The sequence below is a fragment of the Pseudomonas sp. W2I6 genome, from assembly GCF_030815935.1.
In the GTDB taxonomy this organism is placed as follows: domain Bacteria; phylum Pseudomonadota; class Gammaproteobacteria; order Pseudomonadales; family Pseudomonadaceae; genus Aquipseudomonas.
Map to the genome: position 1 here is coordinate 5,919,230 of NZ_JAUSXJ010000001.1, position 21,225 is coordinate 5,940,454.

A 21,225-nucleotide genomic window follows, 5' to 3' on the forward strand; every position below is an offset into this window, starting at 1 on the left:
GCTCAGCGCTGTTCGGGAGAACGTGCGCAGAAGTCCCCAAATGGGAACGATCAGTCCCTTTTTGGGACTGATCTCGCTTCATCACCCAAGCCGCTATTTCTGGTTAGTCACCCACTGTTCGACCTCCTTCAATAGCGCTTGAGTATGCGCAATCAGTTGCTCCAACAACCCCTCATCCTCATCCATATACCCTTCATATTCCGCCAGGTTGCGGCGCTCGTGGCATAGCGCAAACAGTCTTACCTGAACCTTGTTGGCTGCGGTGGTATGAAGCAGGCATTGGAACACCAGATAGCGCTTGTCCGAGCGATAGCCGTGCAAGCGCAAGGCTGTGAGGGCGATTGCGTGGGCCGCGTTGTAAGCCAAATCAAAACGGCTGGCGAAAGATAATTGCGGGGTTTTGGCGTCCTTCAATCGATCACGGGCAGAGCGCATCAACCCATCACATTCCGTGCGATCCGGCGGCTCAGCCTTCAAGCCACCACTACGTTGCAGGTTCTCCAGGTTTGCCTTGCTGTCCATCCTTGGACTCCACGGGGTTTTCCCCAATCAGGTTGATCTTGTCCTGCTCCGCCACCCGCTGCACAAAACTATGACCGGCATTCCATTTGCCGATCCAGTCTTCGGGGGTATAGAGCGTCGGGTTGATGGTGCGGCCCAGTTGCTCTTCCAGCGGCATGAGCTGCTCCATGACTTCACTGTAGTTGAGGCTTTCGCCGATCAGCATCAGATCTATGTCACTGGATGAGTGCGCCTCGCCCTTGGCGATGGAACCGTAGATAAATGCCCACTTCAGTTGCGTGGCAAATGGAGCCAGTGCGTTGCGCAATGGCTCATCCAGGCTCAGGGTCTTGCGCACGATGGCCAACAGCTCCGAGTAAACGGGGCACTGCGGGTTGGCCTGGTAGTGGGTTTGGTTGCCCTGGCGCGTCACCGTCAGGATGCCTGCCAACTGCAAACGCTCCAGCTCGCGGGTCAGGCTGCCCTTGCCCACCTTTGCCCAGCGGGCGATTTCATTGGTGAAGAAGCTTTGGTCGGGCTTGCCAAAGAGCAAACCCAAGACTTTCTGCTGAGTCACGGTGAATAGCGCAGTGCTAAGGGGCAAGGTTTGCATGGCAGCGACCGAAGAGTCCCAAAAAGGGAACGATAGGTCCCTTTTTGGGAACGATCAAGTTTTTAGGCTGCGCAAGAAGGAGCAACCTGCTCCAGTGCCTGATCAACCAGTAACTGCCCCAGCTCACTCATCTGCTGAATGGCCAGCACCACACCGCGCTGGGAACCTTCCAATTCAAAGGCCAGGTTGGAGGTCAACGCGTTGAGTGAGGCAAAGGTTTCAGAAGCGTTGGCCAGCAGGGCTTCGGTGGATTGAGAGGGGGTGACGGTAAAGAGTGAAGATGAAGCCGAAGTCGGAAAGTAATGATCCATCGCACGCTCGGCGGCGGCCTGGAGTTTGCGGTGTTCGATTTCGGTGTTGTGGGGCGGATTGGGGGTAGGTTTGAACATGATGAAACTCCTAAACAGATGAGTAAGGAGCGCCACCGTTCGCTTGCACGCGAATAAGGGTGGCGACCGTGCGCAGGTGTGCAAGACCGGGCCTGTTTAGGACACCCAGCAGGTCCGAAGACCTCCTGCGCGCAGCCGCCATAAAGCAGCGAGCACAAAAAACGCCCGTTGAATGGCTGGGCGTTTGTACGCCTAAACAGTTTCGTCGGACTTGCACGTCCGTGTCACCGTTTTTTGCGATGACGCACGAAGACTAGGCGCGATCGCAGGGCACAACAAGTTCATGCACAGCGCGAGAGGTTGCAGGAAAAATCCGACCGTAAAGCGCACGCCGATTGCTCCTACAAACTTTTCGGGTTGTTGCTCGGAACCCGTCTCTCTAGCCTTTTCGGTCCGAAGCATGTCACCGATTGGGCGTTATGAATCTGATATCCAAACCTGATACAAGGCCATTGCAGAGCGTGATGTATCACATCACAATCTCGCCATGATCGTTAGCTGGAAGCATAAAGGCCTCAGGGTCTTTTTTGAGACTGGTTCTACTAAAGGTATCAACGCAGACCATGCAAAACGCTTGCGTCGTGTGTTGCTGGTTCTGAATAGAGCCACACACCGTGATGAACTGGACATGCCCGGTTGGCGGTTTCACCGATTGAAAGGCGATCTGATCGACTACTGGTCCGTCAGTATCAGCGGTAACTGGCGCATTATTTTTCGGATGTTCAACGACCAAGTAGAACTGGTCGATTATTTGGACTATCACTGAGTAAAGGCATCGATATGGACATGCATAACCCTCCCCACCCTGGCGAAATCCTGCTTGAGGACGTGATCCCGGCCTTGGGCATCACCATTACTGAAATGGCACGGCGCCTTGGCTTCGCCAGAGAAACATTCTCTAGAATCCTCCACGGACACGCGCCAATCAGCCCGGATCTTGCGGTAAGGCTTGAACGGGCAGGTATCAGCAAAGCTCGGTTGTGGCTTTCGATGCAAAGTGCCTATGACCTGTGGCAGGCAGAGCATCGAGATCAACCGAAAATCGAACGGTTTGCACGGATTGACTGACGGTTACACTCAGGCCAATCCGGCCTCGACCAACAACGCCTCCAATCCCATCAAGTCCGGCACCCTGGCCACATGCTCCCCCACCTGCACCGCCGCCAGTTCCAGCGGGCACAACGGCACGTCCACATAACTCAACTGGCTATCGAGCTTGTACGAGCGCGGAATCCCCTGGATCACCAACGCAATAAACTTCAACGTCGGCCGTCCTCCGAGGGTGTTCAACACCACAATCCGCGCCCGCTCTCCCACCACGCCCGACTCGCCACACGCGGCCTCAAAGCTGATCAACGGCAACTGCCGATCCCGCCAGGTAACCTGCCGCAAATACCACGGCGGCGCATCACTGGCCGGTTCGCCGCGCTGGAAGTCGATCAGCTCGGCCACGGCGACGTTGGGCAACAACAGGTGACGGTCGGCCAATGGCAGCAGCAAGCCGGTGAGTTGAGTTGCGCGGTGATCAAGCACGGGACTTGCTCCAGTAAGCGATGCTTTCCAGCAGCACCGACTCTTGATAAGGCTTGCCGAGGTAGTCGTTGACGCCAATCGCCATCGCACGATCACGGTGTTTTTGCCCGGTGCGGGAGGTGATCATGATGATGGGCATGCGCATCAGCCGCGGGTCGTCACGCACCTGGATGGCCACTTCGAAGCCGTCCATGCGCGGCATTTCGATGTCGAGCAGCATCAGGTCCGGGGTGTGCTCTTCCAGCACGGCCATGGCGTCGATGCCGTCCTTGGCGGTGAGCACGTTCATGCCGTTGCGCTCCAGCAGGCGGCTGGTGACTTTGCGCACGGTGACCGAGTCGTCCACCACCAGCACCAGCAGCGGGCGCTTTTTCAGCGGGTCGTTGAGGATCAACGGAGCGTCCGCCGCCTGGGCCGGCAACGCCGGTGGCCGGGCGCGGATATGCGCCATCAGGTCGATGATCAGCACCACGCGGCCATCGCCAAGGATGGTTGCGCCAGACACGCCCTTCACCCCGGCAAACTGCGGCCCCAGGCCCTTGACCACGATCTCCCGGGTGCCGGCCATGGCGTCCACTTGCACCGCCACGCGCCGTTCGTTGCATTGCACCAGCAGCACCGGCAGCGGCTGGTACTGGCCCAGCAGGTTCGGCCGGCCGACGGTGTGCAGCAGGTCGCCGAGGTAGAACAGTTCGTAGCGTTGGCCGGCGTATTCGTAGCGCGGCGGGTCCTGCTGATAGTGCCCTTCCAGCTCATGGGGCATGACCCGCACCAGCCCTTCGATGGTGTTCAGCGGGATCGCATATTGATCGTCGGCACACTGCACCATCATCGCCCGGTTGACCGACACGGTGAACGGCAGGCGAATGCGAAAGTGCACGCCCTCTCCCGGCGTCGAGTCGATGACCATCGAGCCGCCCAGCTGGCGCACTTCTTCATGCACCACGTCCATGCCCACGCCACGCCCGGAAATCTGGGTGATTTTTTCGGCAGTGGAAAACCCCGGTTGCAGGATGAACTGCAATACGTCGCGGTCGCTGATTTCCAGGTTGGGGTCGAGCAAGCCACGCTTGATCGCCTTGCGCCGCACAGCTTCAAGCGGCACGCCGGCGCCGTCGTCGCGCATGTCGAAAACGATGTCGCCGCCTTCGTGGGTCAGGTCCAGGGTGATGCGGCCTTTCTCGGGTTTACCGGCCAGCAATCGTGCATCGCGGGATTCCAGGCCGTGGTCGACGGCGTTGCGCAGCATGTGTTCCAGCGGCGCGACCATGCGCTCCAGCACGTTGCGGTCCATCTCGCCTTCGGCATTGCCGACGATAAATTCCACGTCCTTGCCCAGCTCGCCCGCCACCTGCCGCACGATGCGTTTAAGCCGTGGCAGCATGCGTTCGAAGGGCACCATGCGCGTGCGCATCAGGCCTTCCTGCAACTCGGTGTTGATGCGCGCCTGTTGCTGCAGCAGGTTGTGGGCGTCCTGGTTGCGGCGGTCGAGGGTTTCCTTGAGGTCGAGCAGGTCGGAAGCCGATTCGAACAAGGCCCGGGACAGTTGTTGCAACTGGGAATGGCGGTCCATTTCCAGCGGGTCGAATTCTTCGTAGCCCAGGCGTTCGGCCTCGGCCTGCTGGCGGCTGAGGATGCGGCCCTGGGTCTCGGTGTCGAGGCGGCGCAGTTGATCGCGCATACGCTCGATGGTGGTTTCCACCTCGTTGAGGGCGATGCTCGCATCGTTGACCTGCTGCTCGATACGCCCACGGAAGATCGAAGTTTCACCCGCCAGGTTGACCAGGTCATCCAGCAAGTCGGCAGAGATCTTCACCATGTCGGCGGCCGGGTCGCTGGCCGGCACCGCCTCGGTTTTGGTTGCCGTCAACGCCAGCGGTGCGTCCGTCACTTCAGCCGGACGCACCAGGCTCTTGATGCGCTCGATCAGCAGGTCCACCGAGCCCACCGGCATTCCCGCCGCCACCGCATCGATCATCTGCGCCAGGCGGTCGTGGCAGCCTTGCAGCAAGGCGAACAGCTCCGCCGAGGGCGCCAGCAAACCTGCCGACAAGCCCTCATAGAGAAACTCCAGCTCATGGGCCAGGTCGCCAATCGGGCCGATCTCGACCATGCGAGCGCCGCCCTTGAGGGTGTGCAGGTCGCGCAGCAGTGTCTCGACTTCCTGGCGATTTTTCGGCTCGGCCTGCCAGCGCAACAGCGCGGCGCCGGAGCTGTCGAGGATGTCGGCGGCCTCTTCGAGAAAGATATCCAGCAGCTCGGGATCACTGCCCGGCGTCTCGACTTCGGCGGCCGCTGCGGGCGCCGCTTGTCCGGTGCCTTGGCGCAACTCACGCAAGTGGCTGATCAGGTCGGAGGAGTCGCTCAACGGTTGCTGGTGTTGCAGTTGCTCAAGCAACAGCGCCAGCCGCTCATGACTGGCCATCAACACATTGGCCAGCTCGCTGGAATAGCTGTAGCGACGGTCCACCAAACCTTCGTAAAGGTTTTCCAGCTCAAGGGCCAGGTCGCCCACCGCGCCGATTTCAGCCATGCGCGCGCCACCCTTGAGGGTGTGCAAATCCCGCTGCAACGATGACAGCGGCGCTGCGTTATCCGGGTCCAGCAGCCAACGCTTCAAGGACTGGCCGGCGCTGTCGAGGATGTCCACCGCTTCCTCAAGGAAGATCTCGACGATCTCGTCATCCACCGCAAAACCCTGATCGAGCTTCGCCGTAGCGGCGCCCAGCTCGGAGATGCTCAGCGCGCGGCTGCCATCGGTCTTGATCAAGCCGGTGGCGGACGGGTCGAGGCCTTCATCCAGCAGCTCGCGCAGGGCGCGTACCCGGGCCGGCGCCGCGCTGATTTCCTGGCCGGCGGCCAGTTGGTCGAGCATGTTGATCAGGGCTTCGTGGGCCTGTTCGGCCTCGTGGAAGAAGCGCTCGCTGACCGCCAGGCTGCTTTCTTCCACTGCGCCGTAGAGGTCGAGCAAGGCTTCGCACAATTCGTCCATCGGGTGCAGGTCGGCGAGGTGCGCGCCTTCGCCGAGGGTGGTCAGTTCGTCCAGCAGCGCGCTCAGTTCCTGGCGTTCGCCGGGGTGCTGTTGCCAGCGGCGCAGCAGGCTTTCGGCGTCCAGCAGGATGTCCATGCCCTGGGCCAGGAAGTTGGCGATCAACTGCGGGTCGCGCTTGATCCGCAGGCCGGTGTTGGGCGCATTCAGCAAGGCTTCAAGCTGGCTGTTCAGCAGGTTTTGCGTGCGCTCGATCAGCCCTGCTGCACCATTGATGGCCGCGTGAGGGTCACTGTCCAGCTGGCGCACGCCGCGCTGGAACAACGCCTCGGCCTCCAGCAGCAATTCGATTTCATCCAGGTCCAGCGGCAGGCGGTGGGCCTTGTATTCGCGGGTCAGGTGATCCAGCGGGCGCGCCAGTTCGGCGATGGGCAACACACCGGCCATATAGGCGCTGCCTTTGAGGGTGTGCAGTGCGCGTTGCAGTTCATCACTGACTTGCAGCGGCAGGTGCTCGGTGGCCTGTTGCAGGAAGTGGTTGAGGCTGTCGAGGTGGCTCTGGGCTTCGTTGCGGAAGATTTCCAGCAACTGCGGGTCCAGGGCGGCCGGGTCTGTGGACGACGGTTCGACACGGCTGGCCAGGGCGTGCGCGCGTGCCGCCAGTTCGTCTACGTCATCGCGCTGGCGCTGGGCATCGTCGGCAAAATCGGTGATCAGCTCCGGCAGCAATTCCAACACGTCATCCAGCACCGCTTGCACATCCGGGCCCGGCGCGACGCTGCGCTCCAGCACGCGGTTGAGCAGGTTTTCCACGGCCCAGGCCAGCTCTGCCAACACCAGGGCGCGCACCATGCGGCCACTGCCTTTCAAGGTGTGGAAGGCGCGGCGCATTTCGCTCAGGGTGGCCTTGTCTTCCAGGCTGGCGGTGCCGGCAGGCACATAGCGATGCAGCACGTCGAGAACTTCGGCGGTTTCTTCGAGGAAGACTTCCCGCAGTTCATCATCAATGGCTTCTTCACCGGCGGGCGGCGGCAGCAGGCTGCCGGGACGCTGGAGTGCCGGCGGGTTGAGGCGCGAGGTGGGGCTGGCCAACGCATCGGCGAGGAACGGGGTTTGCTCCGTGGGCGTATCACCCTGCTCAAGCAGTGCCTGGCGCCAGGGTTTTTCGGCCGGCAAATAGCCCAGCGCGGCCAGGCCTAAAGCGGCGACTTCCAGCACCCGTTCGCCCGGGGCGTCGTGGTCCTGGAGCATGCGTTCCAGGTAGTACTCGAGGCTGGTGAGCACATCGGCAAAATGCTCAAGCTGCGCCTCGGAAGGTGCGGCGTCGCCGACCATCAGTTGCTCGTTGACGTAGTCATTGCAGCCACGCATCAGGCTCGCCGCACGGGGCAGCGGAATCATCGCCAGCGCGCCGCGCACCTGGGTCAGCAACTCGGGCAGCGACTCCAGGCGCTGGCGGTCCCAGTGAGCCTCGATGCAGTCGATCACCAGCTCTTTGGCCTGGGTCAGGCACTGGCAGGATTCGCGGATGACGAGGTGGTGGATCTGCGTCAGGTCGGTGGTAGGCAGGCGGCTTTCTTCGCGGCGCTCCGGCTCGACAGTGCCGACCATCCCGGCCAGCGTGGCCTCGACGTAGAGCAACGCACCGGCAACGTCCATCAATACCGCATCGTTGGGTTCGCGCTGCCCCTGGGCCAGGCCGAGTACCACCGCCAGTTGGTCGATGATCACTTTGCGCGGCTGGCCGAAGCCCAATACCGCCAGGGTATCGGCGATCTGCCGCAGCGGCGCCAGCAACGCCTCAAGGTCCGAGGCGTGCTGACGGTCGCTGCGTACGAACAGGTCCAGGCGTTCCTTGACCCGCACCAGCTCCTCGCACAACGCGCCGAGCACCGAGCCCATCGCGTCGCGGTCCGGGCCGGCCAGGCGGGCGCGTTCGGCGTCCACCACGGCGCTGTCGGGCAAAGCTTCATCGAGGCCATATCGTTCTTTCAAACTTTGCATCCGTGGAGTCGGTCGGGTGACTTTGGCGACGTAGAACAACAGGCTCTTGAGCAGCTCATCCGGGGCCGGGGTGTTGATGCCGTTGATGCCCTGGATCAGCAGGCGCTTGAGTGGCTTGTCGCAGGCCTTGAGCAAACTGCGCAACGCCGGGCTGTTGGCAACCACGCCAATGAGCATGCCTTCCACCAGCGCCGAGGTGACCTGCCACAACGGTAACAGCGGCGCACCATGGCACAGGGCTTCGAGGCGGGCGAAGACCCGCGCCATGTCTTCCAGGTTGCTGGGGCCGTGGTCTTCGCGCAGCAAACCGACCAGCGCCTGTTGCAGCATCTGCCGCCACTGGCGCAGCAGCTCGGGGAAATCCTCTGGCGTGCGCTGGGCCAGGGCGTCTTCGGGCAGCGGCGGGATCACCAGCAGTTGCGGGCTGAACAGGCTGGTTTCCGAGAGCAGGCTTTCGCCGCGCACGCTGCGCAGGTCGTTGAGCAGCGGCAGCACTACCAGGGGCAGGTCGCGCCGGGCGCTGTGTACGCGGTCGAGGTACAGCGGCAGTTGGCCAAGGCCCTGTTGCAGCAGGCGAATGCCTTCGTCGCGCTGGCTGACGCGCGCGCCTTGCAGGGCGAGGGCCAGTTGTTCCATTTCTTCAGCGAACAGGGCCGCGCCGTAGAACTCGACCATCAACAGGCTTCCATGCACCTGATGGATGCATTCCAGGCACTGGCCGATGGCCTCGCTGCTGCTTTCTTCAACATAGGCGTCCAGCGCCGAACGGGCCTGTTTCAGGGTTTCGGCAATTTCGCCCTTGACCCATTCGAGGGCCACGTAGTCGTGCCGATCAACCATAACCGCTCCCGTCTGAATTCATGAGTTGCTGGTAGTGCTGGGTCATGCGTACACCGATCTCAAAACAAAGGAGATCAACTGTGGGAGCGGGCTTGCTCGCGAATGCGGTGGGTCAGACAAAGCGTCGGCGACTGACACACCGCATTCGCGAGCAAGCCCGCTCCCACATTTGCTTTTCGGTGTTTTCGAGGGCGCATTTCACTCATCCACCCGCTTCGCCGCCGGCAAGGTGAACCCCGACACCGACCGCCGCAACTGACTGGCCATTTTTGCCAGGTTGCCGATGCTCTCGGCAGTGGCCGTAGAGCCCGACGAAGTCTGAGTGGTGATCTGCTGGATCACGTTCATCGTCAGGGAAATCTGCCCCGCCGACGACGTCTGCTGCTGCGCCGCGTTGGAGATACTCTGGATCAATGCCGCCAGGGTTTTAGACACGCCTTCGATCTCTTCCAGCGCCACCCCGGCGTCCTGGGCCAGCCGCGCACCGCGCACCACTTCGGTGGTGGTCTGCTCCATGGAAATCACGGCTTCGTTGGTATCCGTCTGGATCGCCCGCACCAGGGTTTCGATCTGCCGCGTCGCCGCCGAAGAACGCTCAGCCAGGCGCTGTACCTCATCGGCTACTACCGCAAAACCACGCCCGGCATCACCGGCCATGCTCGCCTGGATCGCGGCGTTGAGCGCGAGGATGTTGGTCTGCTCGGCGATGTCATCGATCAGGCTGACGATGTCGCCAATTTCCTGGGACGATTCCCCCAGGCGCTTGATGCGCTTGGCGGTGTCCTGGATCTGTTCGCGAATGTTGTCCATGCCGTGGATGGTGTTGTGCACCACCTCGTTGCCCTTGTTGGCAATCTCTACCGAACGCTCGGCCACTGCCGAAGATTCGGCGGCGTTGGCCGACACCTGGTCGATGGACTGGGCCATCTGGTTGATCGCCGTGGACGCTTCGGCAATCTGCTGTGCCTGATGCTCCGACGCTTGGGCCAGGTGCATGGCGGTGGCCTGGGTGTCCTGCACCGCACCAGCCACCTGGCCGGCAGTGAGGTTGATGGTGGCCACCAGGTCGCGCAGTTGGTCCACGGAATAGTTGATGGAGTCGGCAATGGTGCCGGTGAAGTCTTCGGTGACCGAGGCGGTGACGGTCAGGTCGCCGTCGGCCAAGTCTTCAATCTCATCCAGCAGGCGCATGATCGCGTTCTGGTTGCGCTCGTTCTTCTCGGCGGTTTCCCGCAACTGGCGGTTGGTCTCGCGGACCATCACCAGGCCGATCAGGATGATCGAGGCCAGCGCCAGCAAGCCCAGCACGTAGCCGCCGATGGTGTCGAAAGTGCGCCCGTCCGCCAGGTTTTCAAAGCCGGTGGCCAGGTGCGAGGCTTCGTCCAGCAGGGTTTGCGACAGGTTGAAGATATTGCTCGCCGAGGCGCGCACCTGGAACAGCTGCGGCGAGGTCTCGAGGATTTCGTCCACGGAACCGGAGACGAATTCGAACAGCTCGGAAATCTCCGCCAACCGGGCGCGGGCGTCGTGGTCTTCAACCTGGGTGATGCGCAGCCCGGGATTGCCGTTGAGCATGCCGCTGAGCACCACGCCGAAACGGTTGGCATCGCGGCCGAAGGCATCGGCGGCCTGCACGGCAGTCTCGTCCCCCGCCAGCACGGTGTTTACCGCCCCCAGGATGCGTTCGGCCAGCAATGACTGGCGCTGGGCCAACGCTACCTGGCTGGCCGGTGCGCCGCGTTGCAGCAGAATATCGACAACCTTTTCCGACTCCATCTGCAACTGCGGAACGGTTTCCGCCAGGGTCGCGGCCACTTGATGCAGCGACAGCACCGTTTGCTCGCTGGCCAGAATCGCATCGGCGTTTTTCAGCAGCGCTTCCCAGTCGGTCTGCACGGCGCGCATTTCTGCACGCACGGCGGTGGGTGCAGCGGGCAGGCCGGTGGCCGGGTCGCCTTTTTTCAGGTAACCCCAGCGCTGGGCAAAATCGTTGCGTGCATCCCCCAGCAGCTTGAACGCCGCCGCCTTGCCGGCGGCAGCCTCGGTGGCGTTCTTGGCGATGCGCTGGGACAGCACCCGCAGCTCACCGGCGTGGCCGATGTACTGTTTGTCGTAGGTAGACTGGGTGTTGAGGTACGCGAAGTTGGCGAACAGCAGCATGATGAACACGATCAGCGCGATAAACAGCACGATGATCTGCGAGCGGCTGCGGGAGGCTTCCTGGGGTTTGACCGGGGTGACGGTACTCATGCGGCGACATCCATGAAACCTGGAGCCTGGGCCAGGGCGAAGGGGCTGAAGACCTGCCACAGCTGGTCGCCGTCGAACTGGCCCTGGATAAACGGCGCGCCGCCTGCGGTGCTCGTCGACAACGCGTCTTGTGCGAAATGCTGCATGCCCACCACCTCGTCCACCAACAGGCCGACAAACACGTCCTGATACTCCACCACCAGCACCCGCCGTTGTTTGCGCGCCACCGACAGCTCAAGGCCAAGGAAACCGCCCAGGTCCATCACCGGCAGCAAGCGCCCGCGCAGGTTGGCCACGCCCTTGATCCACGGCTTGACCCCGGGCATCAAGGTACAGCGCGGTTCGTGCAGCACTTCCGCCACCTCGCCCATGGGCGCCACGTACCAGTGTTCGCCCAGGCGAAACCCGATCCCGCTCCAGCTGAGCAGCCGGGTTTCCTGGGACGGCAGGTCGGCAGCCAGCAAGCGGCAGCGGCGGTCGATGTCCAGCAGCAGCTCGAAGGCGGTTTGCGACTCGGTCATGGGAACGTGCCGTCAGCCGGCCAGCACCTTGTTCAGGGTGGCGATCAGGGTTTCTTCGTCTACCGGCTTGGTCAGGTAATCCTTGGCGCCCTGGCGCTCGCCCCAGATCTTGTCGGTTTCCTGATCCTTGGTGGTGATGATGATCACCGGGATGTGGCTGGTCTCGGCATCTTTGGTCAACTGACGGGTGGCCTGGAAGCCATTGAGGCCCGGCATCACGATATCCATCAGCACCGCATCCGGCTTTTCCTGACGGGCCAGCGCAACGCCATCGCCGCCGTTCTGGGCCTTGAGGACGGTGTGACCGTGCTTTTCGAGCATTTCGGTCAGTTTGTACATTTCAGTCGGCGAATCGTCGACGATCAGAACACGTGCCATGGTTTTCCCCACTTATCTAGTAGACGCAAGCCCTCGTGGGGCCCCCGTCAGTGTGCTTGTTCTACTGCGGCGAAGCCCGGTACATAGGCCTTGATCGCGCTCAGCAGTTCTTCCTTGCTGAAAGGCTTGGTCAAAAACTGATCAGAGCCGACGATGCGCCCCTTGGCCTTGTCGAACAGACCATCCTTGGAGGACAGCATGATTACCGGGATCGACTTGAACGCCGGGTTGTTCTTCACCAGCGCGCAGGTCTGATAGCCATCCAGGCGCGGCATCATGATGTCGACAAAGATAATGTGTGGATGATGGTCAACAATCTTGGCCAGGGCATCGAAACCGTCGATGGCCGTGATGACGTCGCACCCTACGTTCTTCAACAGTGTTTCGGCCGTGCGGCGAATCGTTTTCGAATCGTCGATCACCATCACTTTCAAGGCGTTGGAATGCTGTTCCATATCTGCTCTACCATCGCCACAGCGAATAGGTTTTCGGTGTGTACTGCCTGATGTTGCACAGGACGAGCGCCAAAAGCCTCGGAATTCAAGGGCTGATGTGCCATGGCAGCCTTTTTAGCACAGTCTCAGAACGCAATCTATCGGCCGACCCGCGTGGTGGTTTTTCCTTGACCCACAACAGCCGCAGCGCCACTCTGACGCCACTTTTATGCGCCCTTATTTGCTAGAGGAAATCCCCCATGAGCGTTCGCGTCGGCATTGTCATGGACCCTATCGCCAGCATTTCCTATAAAAAGGACAGCTCGCTGGCCATGCTGCTGGCCGCCCAGGCCCGCGGCTGGAGCCTGTTCTATATGGAGCAGCCGGACCTTTACCAGGGCGACGGTGAAGCGCGGGCGCGGATGCGTCCCCTGCAGGTGTTTGCCAACCCCGAGAAGTGGTTCGAGCTGCAAGACGAAATCGACAGCCCCCTGAGCGACCTCGACGTGATCCTGATGCGCAAGGATCCGCCGTTCGACATGGAGTTCGTCTACTCCACCTACCTGCTGGAGCAGGCCGAGCGCGCGGGCGTGCTGATCGTCAACAAGCCCCAGAGCCTGCGCGACTGCAATGAAAAGCTGTTCGCCACGCTGTTCCCGCAGTGCACGCCGCCGACCGTGGTCAGCCGCCGCGCCGATGTGCTGCGTGAATTCGCCGCCAAGCACGGCGATGTGATCCTCAAGCCGCTGGACGGCATGGGCGGTACCTCGATCTTCCGCCACCGCGCCGGCGACCCGAACCTGTCGGTGATCCTGGAGACCCTGACTGCGCTGGGCACCCAGCAGATCATGGGCCAGGCCTACATTCCGGCGATCAAGGACGGCGACAAGCGCATCCTGATGATCGACGGCGAGCCGGTGCCTTACTGCCTGGCGCGCATTCCGGCCGCCGGCGAGACCCGCGGCAACCTGGCCGCCGGTGGCCGGGGTGAAGCCCGCCCGCTGACGGACAAGGATCGCTGGATTGCAGCCCAAGTCGGCCCGACCCTGCGCGAAAAAGGCTTGCTGTTCGTAGGCCTGGACGTAATCGGCGAGAACCTCACCGAAATCAACGTCACCAGCCCGACCTGTATTCGCGAGATCGACAACGCATTTGGCACGAACATCGGCGAAATGCTGATGGCTGCGATTGCCGCCAAGCTACAAGCCAAGTGACATAGAACAGCCGGACACAAACCAACATTGCGTTATCATGCGCCACCTGTGAAACGCGCGATGTTGGTTTTCTTGTCATGACGCTCCCGTCCGATCTGCCCCCCGAACTCTCCCACAGCGGCGTGCGCCCGGCTGATCGGCTCGGATTTACCCTGTTTCTGGCGGCGTTGATTCACCTGGCGCTGATCCTCGGCCTGGGCTTCACCTTTGCCGAACCCAAGCAGATCACCAAGACCCTGGAAATCACCCTCGCCACGTTCAAAAGCGAAAAGAAGCCCGAAAAGGCCGACTTTCTCGCCCAGGACAACCAGCAAGGCAGCGGCACCCTCGACAAGAAGGCCGTGCCCAAGACCACTGAAGTCGCGCCATTCCAGGACAACAAGGTCAATAAGGTCACGCCACCGCCGGCGCCCAAGCCGGAGGTGAAACAGGCCGCACCCAAGGCGGCGGTCACCACCGTGGCGCCCAAGCCGCAAAAAGCCCCGACCCAGCGCGAAAAGGCCAAGACCGAACCCACGCCTGCCCCGCCTGCCCCGACTTTTGACAGCTCGCAACTCTCCAGTGAGATCTCCAGCCTGGAAGCCGAACTGGCCCACGAACAACAGCTGTACGCCAAGCGCCCGCGGATCTACCGCCTCAACGCCGCCTCCACCATGCGCGACAAAGGCGCCTGGTATAAGGACGAGTGGCGCAAGAAGGTCGAGCGCATCGGCAACCTGAACTACCCGGACGAAGCCCGTCGCCAGCAGATCTACGGCAATTTGCGACTGCTGGTGTCGATCAACCGCGACGGCACCTTGTACGAGGTGCAGGTGCTGGAGTCCTCCGGCCAACCGCTGCTGGACCAGGCAGCGCAACGCATCGTGCGGCTGGCGGCGCCTTTTGCGCCGTTTACCGGAGACCTGAACGACATCGACCGCCTGGAAATCATTCGCACCTGGCGCTTTGCCAAGGGTGATCGGCTGTCGAGCAATTGATGCTGACGGTGATTTCCTGCGCATCCTCAGCTTGTCAGTTCGCCCCTCCAACGCCACACTAGCGGACATGAAAAATGTCAGCCCGACCTACCTCAAGCACCAATTCCTGATCGCCATGCCCCATATGGCCGACCCGAACTTTGCGCAGACCTTGACCTACATCGTCGAGCACACCGCCAATGGTGCGATGGGGTTGGTGGTCAACCGCCCGCAAGACCTGAACCTGGCCGATATCCTCGAGCAACTGCGCCCGGACATCGACCCACCCGCCAGCTGCCAGCACGTACCGATCTACATCGGCGGGCCGGTGCAGACGGACCGGGGTTTTGTGCTGCACCCCACCGGGCCGAAATTCCAGGCGACCGTGGACCTTGAAGGGTTGTCCCTGTCCACGTCCCAGGACGTCCTGTTCGCGATTGCCGACGGCGTGGGGCCTGATCAAAGTGTGATCACCCTCGGCTACGCCGGCTGGGAAGCCGGGCAACTGGAGGCGGAGCTGGCGAGCAATGCCTGGCTGACCTGCCCGTTCGACGCCGACATCCTGTTCAACACCCCCAGCGAACTGCGCCTGGAAGCGGCCGCCGCCAAGCTGCGGATCAACCTCAGCCTGCTGACCAGCCAGGCGGGGCACGCCTGATGGCCTTGCGTCTGATCCTCGGTTTCGACTACGGCACCAAACAGATCGGCGTCGCCGTCGGCCAGGTGATTACCGGCCAGGCCCGCGAGCTGTGCACCCTGAAGGCCCAGAACGGCGTGCCGGACTGGAACCAGGTCGAAGCCCTGATCAAGGAGTGGAAGCCCGACGCCGTGGTGGTCGGCCTGCCGCTGAACATGGACGGCACCCCGAGCGAGATGTGCCTGCGGGCCGAAAAGTTCGCCCGCCGCCTGAACGGCCGCTACAACCTGCCCTTCTATACCCACGACGAACGCCTGACCACGTTCGAAGCCAAGGGCGAGCGTCGCGACCGTGGCGGGCAGAAAGGCAGTTACCGCGACAACCCGGTGGATGCCATCGCCGCGGCCCTGCTGTTGCAGGGCTGGCTGGATGAAAACACCGCTTTATTTGAATCCTGACTGACGCGGCTTGCCGCGTCTTCTTACGTTTGAGCCCGGACCTTGCCTGCGCGAGGCCTAGAAGGAGCACCCATGAGCCTGCCCAATCCCGCCGATCTGATCAGCCAGATGGCGATCCGCCTCAAGGCGCACCTGGAACACCGTGCCATCAGCGAGCCGCGCTTTATCGGCATCCGCACCGGTGGCGTCTGGGTGGCCCAGGCGCTGCTGGAAGAACTGGGCAGCGACTCGCCCCTGGGCACCCTGGACGTGTCTTTCTACCGTGACGACTTCAGCCAGAACGGCCTGCACCCGCAAGTGCGCCCCTCGGCCCTGCCCTTCGAGATCGAAGGCCAGCACCTGGTGCTGATCGATGACGTGCTGATGAGTGGTCGCACCATCCGCGCCGCGATGAACGAACTGTTCGACTACGGCCGCCCGGCCAGCGTGACCCTGGTCTGTTTGCTGGACCTGGACGCCGGCGAATTGCCGATCAGCCCGGACGTGGTCGGCGCCACCCTGTCCCTGGAAGCCCACCAGCGGGTAAAATTGTCCGGTCCCACGCCGCTCGAACTCGAACTGCAAGACCTTGCCCTTTAAACCGCCTTGTAAAGAGTCCCCGCGATGACGCCTCTAGATGCCAAGCGCCCGCTGCAGCTCAATGCTCAGGGCCAGCTGCAACACTTCCTGTCCCTCGACGGCTTGCCCCGCGAACTGCTCACCGAAATCCTCGACACGGCCGACTCGTTTCTCGAAGTCGGCGGCCGGGCGGTGAAGAAAGTCCCGTTGCTGCGCGGCAAGACCATCTGCAACGTGTTCTTCGAGAACTCGACCCGCACCCGCACCACCTTTGAACTGGCGGCCCAACGCCTGTCGGCTGACGTGATCACGCTGAACGTGTCCACCTCGTCGGCGAGCAAGGGCGAAACCCTGCTCGACACCCTGCGCAACCTGGAAGCCATGGCCGCCGACATGTTCGTGGTGCGCCACGGCGATTCCGGTGCTGCGCACTTCATCGCCGAGCACGTGTGCCCGAATGTGGCGATCATCAACGGCGGCGACGGCCGTCACGCCCACCCGACCCAGGGCATGCTCGACATGCTGACCATCCGGCGGCACAAGGGCAGCTTTGAAAACCTCTCGGTGGCCATTGTCGGCGACATCCTGCACTCGCGGGTTGCGCGCTCGAACATGCTGGCCCTGAAAACCCTGGGTTGCCCGGACATCCGCGTGATCGCCCCCAAGACCCTGCTGCCGATCGGTATCGAGCAGTACGGCGTGAAGGTCTACACCGACATGGCCGAAGGCCTGAAGGATGTGGACGTGGTGATCATGCTGCGCCTGCAGCGCGAGCGTATGGCGGGCGGCCTGCTGCCGAGCGAAGGCGAGTTCTATCGCCTGTTCGGCCTGACCACCGCACGCCTGGCCGGCGCCAAGCCGGACGCCATCGTGATGCACCCGGGGCCAATCAACCGTGGCGTGGAGATTGAGTCGGCGGTGGCCGATGGCGCGCAGTCGGTGATTCTCAACCAGGTCACGTACGGCATCGCCATCCGCATGGCGGTGTTGTCCATGGCCATGAGCGGGCAAACCGCGCAACGTCAATTCGAGCAGGAGAACGCCCAGTGAAGCTCAGCATTCTCGGCGCCCGAGTCATCGATCCGGCCAGCGGCCTGGATCAAGTCACCGATCTGCACCTGGAAGCCGGCAAGATCATTGCCATCGGCGCCGCACCCGCAGGCTTCAGCGCCAGCGAAACTATCGACGCCAAAGGCCTGATCGCCGCGCCTGGCCTGGTTGACCTGAACGTCGCCCTGCGTGAGCCGGGCTACAGCCGCAAGGGCAACATCACCAGCGAAACCCGCGCTGCCGCTGCCGGTGGCGTGACCAGCCTGTGCTGCCCGCCCCACACCAAACCGGTGCTGGACACCTCGGCGGTGACCGAACTGATCCTCGACCGCGCCCGCGAAGCCGGCAACTGCAAAGTGTTCCCCATCGGCGCCCTGAGCAAAGGCCTGGACGGCGAACAACTGGCCGAGCTGATCGCCCTGCGCGACGCAGGCTGCGTGGCCTTCGGCAACGGCCTGGAGAGCTTTCGCAGCACCCGCACCCTGTGCCGTGCGCTGGAATATGCGGCGACTTTCGACCTGACCGTGATTTTCCACTCCCAGGACCGTGACCTGGCCGAAGGCGGCCTGGCCCACGAAGGCGCCACCGCGAGCTTCCTCGGCCTGCCGGGCATCCCGGAAACCGCCGAGACCGTGGCCCTGGCCCGCGACCTGCTGCTGGTGGAACAAAGCGGCGTACGCGCGCACTTCAGCCAGCTGACCAGCGCTCGCGGCGTGGCCCTGATCGCTCAGGCCCAGGCCCGCGGATTGCCGGTGACGGCGGATGTGGCGCTGTATCAGCTGATTCTGACGGATGAGGCGCTGATCGACTTCTCCAGCCTGTATCACGTGCAGCCGCCACTGCGTACCCGCGCTGACCGTGACGGTTTGCGGGCGGCGGTGAAGTCCGGGGTGGTTTCGGCGATCTCCAGCCATCACCAGCCCCACGAGCGGGATGCCAAGCTGGCGCCGTTCGGTGCGACGGAGCCAGGCATCAGCAGCGTCGAGCTGTTGCTGCCGCTGGCAATGACGTTGGTGGAAGATGGTTTGCTGGACCTGCCGACCCTGCTGGCGCGTCTCAGTGCGGGCCCTGCCGAGGCGCTGCGCCTGCCGGCGGGCAAGCTGGCGGTGGGCTCGGCGGCGGACCTGGTGCTGTTTGATCCGGCCAGCTCCACGATTGCCGGGGAACACTGGCTGTCCAAGGGTGAAAACTGCCCATTCATCGGCCATAGCCTGCCGGCGACTGTGCGGTACACCTTGGTGGATGGGCGGATCAGCTACCAGGCTTAAATCCAATCCAGAGTGGGCACAGTCAGTGTGGGAGCGGGCTTGCTCGCGAAAGCGGTGGGTCAGTCAATAGAGATGTCGACTGACACATCGCATTCGCGAGCAAGCCCGCTCCCACATTTGGATCTTCACAAATCTTATCGGCCGCCGTTGCGCTCGGCATTGCGGATCGAAATCTGCGTATTCAGCGTCCAGAAGTCATACAGCACCCCGATCAGGAACAAGCCCCCGGTCAGCAGGTAAATGATCCCGCTGATCCATTTGCCCTGATACATGCGGTGCAAACCGAACACACCCAGGAACGCCAACAGAATCCAGGCCACGTTGTACTCGATCGGCCCGGCGGTAAATCGCAGGTCCGCTTCGCGATCCATTGCCGGAATCAGGAACAAGTCGATCAACCAGCCAATCCCGAACAAACCGAAGGTGAAAAACCAGATCGTCCCGGTCACCGGCTTGCCGTAATAAAAGCGGTGAGCTCCGGTAAAACCGAAAATCCAAAGCAGGTAGCCGATCACCTTGCTGTGGGTGTCTTGTTGCGAAACATCCTGTCGATAGGTGTTCATGGAGTACCTCTTTAGCCTCGATAGATAAATATTTCTGGTTTCTTTGTGACTTTTTTACGGGCGCCCGACATGCGGCAAATGGTATCTTCGCTTCCCTCAAAGCCTTATACCGCCTGACTCGTGTAGGACAATCGCGGCAATTCGTCACGGTTTTCCTGAATTTGACCCCAGGGTTCAGTCGACAAACGGCCTTAGCACGACACAAAAAGCTGTTATAAAGTTGCGCGCAAACCAAAAAGAGCCACGCCTAATGCGACCATTTTTCAAGACATGGCTAACCATTTGCCTATTAATGCCACTGGCCGCCCACGCCACCAATCGTGAGCAACGACTTCCCAACGTTAACGGTTTCACCCCTAAAGTTCACGCCACCACCAGCTCCGCCAAATCGGTAAAGCTGACCGTGAAGCGCCCGACTCAACTGAGCAAGGCCCACGGTAATGCGGCGCCAGGGCTGATGGCCGTCAACACCAAGCAAAGCAGCAACGTCCTCAGCCGTGCCGTCAACGTGCTCGGTACTCCTTATCGTTGGGGCGGCAGCAGCCCAAGTAAAGGGTTCGACTGCAGTGGTTTGGTGAAATATGCGTTTAACGACGTAAAAGCCGTGGATTTGCCGCGCACTTCCAACGCCATGGCCGCCGGCCACGGGCTGAAAGTTGAGCGCAAGGATTTGAAACCGGGTGACCTGCTGTTCTTCAAACTGAAGAGCCGCCAGGTGAACCACGTTGCCATCTACCTGGGCAACGACCGTTTCATCCACGCACCGCGTCGTGGCAAGTCCGTGAGCATCGATACGCTGAAGAAGCCGTTCTGGGACAAGAACTACGTGATTGCCAAGCGTGTTCTGCCTAAAGAGCAGAACAACCTGCGGATTGTGCAGCGCTGATTGATCGTTCCCACGCTTGATCGTTCCCACGCTCTGCGTGGGAATGCCTCACTGGACGCTCCGCGTCCGCTCTTGTGACGCAGAGCGTCACGGGCTGCGTTCCCACGCGGAGCGTGGGAACGATCATGATCTTAAATATCCCCAGGCACCCTCGCCTTCTCCCGGGCATGTTCCCGGCTGATCAGCCCCTGGCTGACCAACGCCTTCAAACTCATGTCCAGCGTCGTCATCCCCAACGCCCCGCCGGTCTGAATCGCCGAATACATCTGCGCCACCTTGTCCTCGCGGATCAAATTACGAATCGCCGGTGTGCCGAGCATGATTTCGTGAGCCGCCACCCGCCCGCCGCCGACCTTCTTCACCAGCACCTGGGACACCACCGCCTGCAATGACTCCGAGAGCATCGAGCGGACCATGGTCTTTTCCCCCGCCGGAAACACATCCACCACCCGGTCCACGGTTTTAGCCGCCGACGTGGTGTGCAGCGTGCCGAACACCAGATGCCCGGTTTCCGCCGCCGTCAGCGCGAGCCGAATGGTTTCCAGGTCCCGCAATTCGCCAACCAGGATCACATCCGGGTCCTCCCGCAATGCCGAACGCAGGGCGGCCGAGAAGCTGTGGGTGTCGCGATGCACCTGCCGCTGGTTGATAAGGGCGTTTTTCGGCTGATGGATAAATTCGATAGGGTCTTCAAGGGTGAGGATGTGCTGACGGCGATGGGTGTTGAGGTAATCGATCATCGCTGCCAGGGTGGTGGACTTGCCGGAACCGGTCGGCCCGGTGACCAGTACCAGCCCCCGTGGCAGGTCTGCGATGCGCCGGAACACCTCGCCCAACCCCAGGTGTTCCAGGCTCTGCACCGTTGAGGGGATGGTACGAAACACCGCGCCCATGCCCCGGTGCTGCTGGAACACATTCACCCGAAACCGCGCCACCTCGGGCAACTCGAAGGCAAAATCCGTTTCAAGAGATGTTTCGAAATCCTTTTGCTGGTGATTGTTCAGCAAAGGGCTGAGCAACGCCGCCACTTGCACCGGCGCAAGTACAGGCCAATCGAGTGGCCAGACCTCGCCATCCACTCGCAGCATCGGCGCCAACCCCGCCGACAGATGCAGGTCGGAGGCCCGCAGGCGTACGCCGGCGGCCAGCAGTTCAGTGATATCCATAGGGCTTTCCATTTCCA

At 62.0% G+C, this 21,225-nt stretch carries 21 protein-coding genes; 10 read left to right on the forward strand and 11 right to left on the reverse strand.

Going from position 1 to position 21,225, the window contains the following annotated elements:
- Positions 1-93: 93 nt before the first annotated feature.
- The 3 genes from QF039_RS27395 to QF039_RS27405 all read right to left on the reverse strand — a co-directional run bounded on the left by QF039_RS27395 (position 94) and on the right by QF039_RS27405 (position 1,503).
- Entirely contained in the window at positions 94-522 is a 429-nt protein-coding gene (locus QF039_RS27395; RefSeq protein WP_003216800.1) for a hypothetical protein, read from the reverse strand.
- A complete protein-coding gene (locus QF039_RS27400; RefSeq protein ID WP_177122496.1) occupies positions 485-1,114 on the reverse strand; it encodes a nucleotidyltransferase domain-containing protein in 630 nt (209 codons plus the stop codon). Before QF039_RS27400 ends, QF039_RS27395 begins: the two co-directional genes overlap by 38 nt.
- 62 nt (positions 1,115-1,176) lie before the next feature.
- Positions 1,177-1,503, reverse strand: coding sequence for a DUF6124 family protein (locus QF039_RS27405; RefSeq protein WP_102370093.1), 327 nt, complete (start codon positions 1,501-1,503; stop codon positions 1,177-1,179).
- A gap of 487 nt (positions 1,504-1,990) precedes the next feature.
- Here QF039_RS27405 and QF039_RS27410 point away from each other — a divergent pair, with 487 nt between their 5' ends.
- Together QF039_RS27410 and QF039_RS27415 are read left to right on the forward strand one after the other, a co-directional pair.
- Positions 1,991-2,269, forward strand: a complete 279-nt coding sequence (locus QF039_RS27410) for a type II toxin-antitoxin system RelE/ParE family toxin (RefSeq protein ID WP_087693244.1) — start codon at positions 1,991-1,993, stop codon at positions 2,267-2,269.
- A 14-nt stretch (positions 2,270-2,283) separates the two neighbouring features.
- Positions 2,284-2,571, forward strand: coding sequence for a HigA family addiction module antitoxin (locus QF039_RS27415; protein ID WP_087693245.1), 288 nt, complete (start codon positions 2,284-2,286; stop codon positions 2,569-2,571).
- Positions 2,572-2,580: 9 nt separating this feature from the next.
- Here QF039_RS27415 and QF039_RS27420 read toward each other — a convergent pair whose 3' ends face one another.
- From QF039_RS27420 to pilG, 6 genes are all read right to left on the reverse strand, one after another.
- Positions 2,581-3,036 (reverse strand): chemotaxis protein CheW, encoded by a 456-nt coding sequence (locus tag QF039_RS27420; protein WP_003213725.1) that lies wholly within the window; start codon positions 3,034-3,036, stop codon positions 2,581-2,583.
- Positions 3,029-8,869, reverse strand: coding sequence for an Hpt domain-containing protein (locus tag QF039_RS27425; protein ID WP_307521674.1), 5,841 nt, complete (start codon positions 8,867-8,869; stop codon positions 3,029-3,031). The genes QF039_RS27420 and QF039_RS27425 overlap by 8 nt, the downstream gene beginning before the upstream one ends.
- A 198-nt stretch (positions 8,870-9,067) precedes the next feature.
- Entirely contained in the window at positions 9,068-11,119 is a 2,052-nt protein-coding gene (locus QF039_RS27430; RefSeq protein ID WP_008434142.1) for a methyl-accepting chemotaxis protein, read from the reverse strand.
- Entirely contained in the window at positions 11,116-11,640 is a 525-nt protein-coding gene (locus tag QF039_RS27435) for a chemotaxis protein CheW (protein ID WP_003213731.1), read from the reverse strand. The genes QF039_RS27430 and QF039_RS27435 overlap by 4 nt, the downstream gene beginning before the upstream one ends.
- Before the next feature lie 12 nt (positions 11,641-11,652).
- Positions 11,653-12,018 carry a twitching motility response regulator PilH gene (gene pilH, locus QF039_RS27440; protein WP_003213734.1) on the reverse strand — a complete coding sequence of 122 codons (366 nt, stop codon included), beginning with the start codon at positions 12,016-12,018 and terminating at the stop codon, positions 11,653-11,655.
- Between the two features lie 47 nt (positions 12,019-12,065).
- Positions 12,066-12,473: a twitching motility response regulator PilG gene (gene pilG, locus QF039_RS27445; RefSeq protein WP_003213736.1), complete on the reverse strand. Its 408-nt coding sequence runs from the start codon at positions 12,471-12,473 to the stop codon at positions 12,066-12,068.
- A 239-nt stretch (positions 12,474-12,712) separates the two neighbouring features.
- Between pilG and gshB the strand changes: the two genes are divergently transcribed.
- From gshB to QF039_RS27480, 7 genes are all read left to right on the forward strand, one after another.
- On the forward strand, positions 12,713-13,666 hold the full coding sequence (gshB, locus tag QF039_RS27450; RefSeq protein ID WP_003213738.1) for a glutathione synthase: 954 nt from the start codon (positions 12,713-12,715) through the stop codon (positions 13,664-13,666).
- A 77-nt stretch (positions 13,667-13,743) separates the two neighbouring features.
- The gene (locus QF039_RS27455) at positions 13,744-14,643 is read left to right on the forward strand and encodes an energy transducer TonB (protein WP_003213740.1); all 900 of its coding nucleotides are present in this window, start codon (positions 13,744-13,746) and stop codon (positions 14,641-14,643) included.
- Positions 14,644-14,710: 67 nt separating this feature from the next.
- Complete coding sequence (locus QF039_RS27460) at positions 14,711-15,280, forward strand: YqgE/AlgH family protein (protein ID WP_003213742.1); 570 nt, start codon at positions 14,711-14,713, stop codon at positions 15,278-15,280.
- Positions 15,280-15,717 (forward strand): Holliday junction resolvase RuvX, encoded by a 438-nt coding sequence (gene ruvX / locus QF039_RS27465; RefSeq protein WP_003213744.1) that lies wholly within the window; start codon positions 15,280-15,282, stop codon positions 15,715-15,717. Before QF039_RS27460 ends, ruvX begins: the two co-directional genes overlap by 1 nt.
- 72 nt (positions 15,718-15,789) lie before the next feature.
- Entirely contained in the window at positions 15,790-16,296 is a 507-nt protein-coding gene (gene pyrR, locus QF039_RS27470; protein WP_003213746.1) for a bifunctional pyr operon transcriptional regulator/uracil phosphoribosyltransferase PyrR, read from the forward strand.
- A 24-nt stretch (positions 16,297-16,320) separates the two neighbouring features.
- Positions 16,321-17,325: an aspartate carbamoyltransferase catalytic subunit gene (locus QF039_RS27475; RefSeq protein WP_003213748.1), complete on the forward strand. Its 1,005-nt coding sequence runs from the start codon at positions 16,321-16,323 to the stop codon at positions 17,323-17,325.
- Positions 17,322-18,593: a dihydroorotase gene (locus QF039_RS27480; RefSeq protein WP_003213750.1), complete on the forward strand. Its 1,272-nt coding sequence runs from the start codon at positions 17,322-17,324 to the stop codon at positions 18,591-18,593. The genes QF039_RS27475 and QF039_RS27480 overlap by 4 nt, the downstream gene beginning before the upstream one ends.
- Before the next feature lie 134 nt (positions 18,594-18,727).
- Here the strand turns inward: QF039_RS27480 and QF039_RS27485 are convergent, their stop codons facing one another.
- Positions 18,728-19,156, reverse strand: coding sequence for a TM2 domain-containing protein (locus QF039_RS27485; protein ID WP_003213752.1), 429 nt, complete (start codon positions 19,154-19,156; stop codon positions 18,728-18,730).
- Positions 19,157-19,406: 250 nt separating this feature from the next.
- Here QF039_RS27485 and QF039_RS27490 point away from each other — a divergent pair, with 250 nt between their 5' ends.
- The gene (locus QF039_RS27490; protein ID WP_023659314.1) at positions 19,407-20,042 is read left to right on the forward strand and encodes a C40 family peptidase; all 636 of its coding nucleotides are present in this window, start codon (positions 19,407-19,409) and stop codon (positions 20,040-20,042) included.
- Between the two features lie 131 nt (positions 20,043-20,173).
- Here QF039_RS27490 and QF039_RS27495 read toward each other — a convergent pair whose 3' ends face one another.
- Complete coding sequence (locus QF039_RS27495; RefSeq protein ID WP_008434153.1) at positions 20,174-21,208, reverse strand: type IV pilus twitching motility protein PilT; 1,035 nt, start codon at positions 21,206-21,208, stop codon at positions 20,174-20,176.
- Between the last annotated feature and the right edge of the window lie 17 nt (positions 21,209-21,225).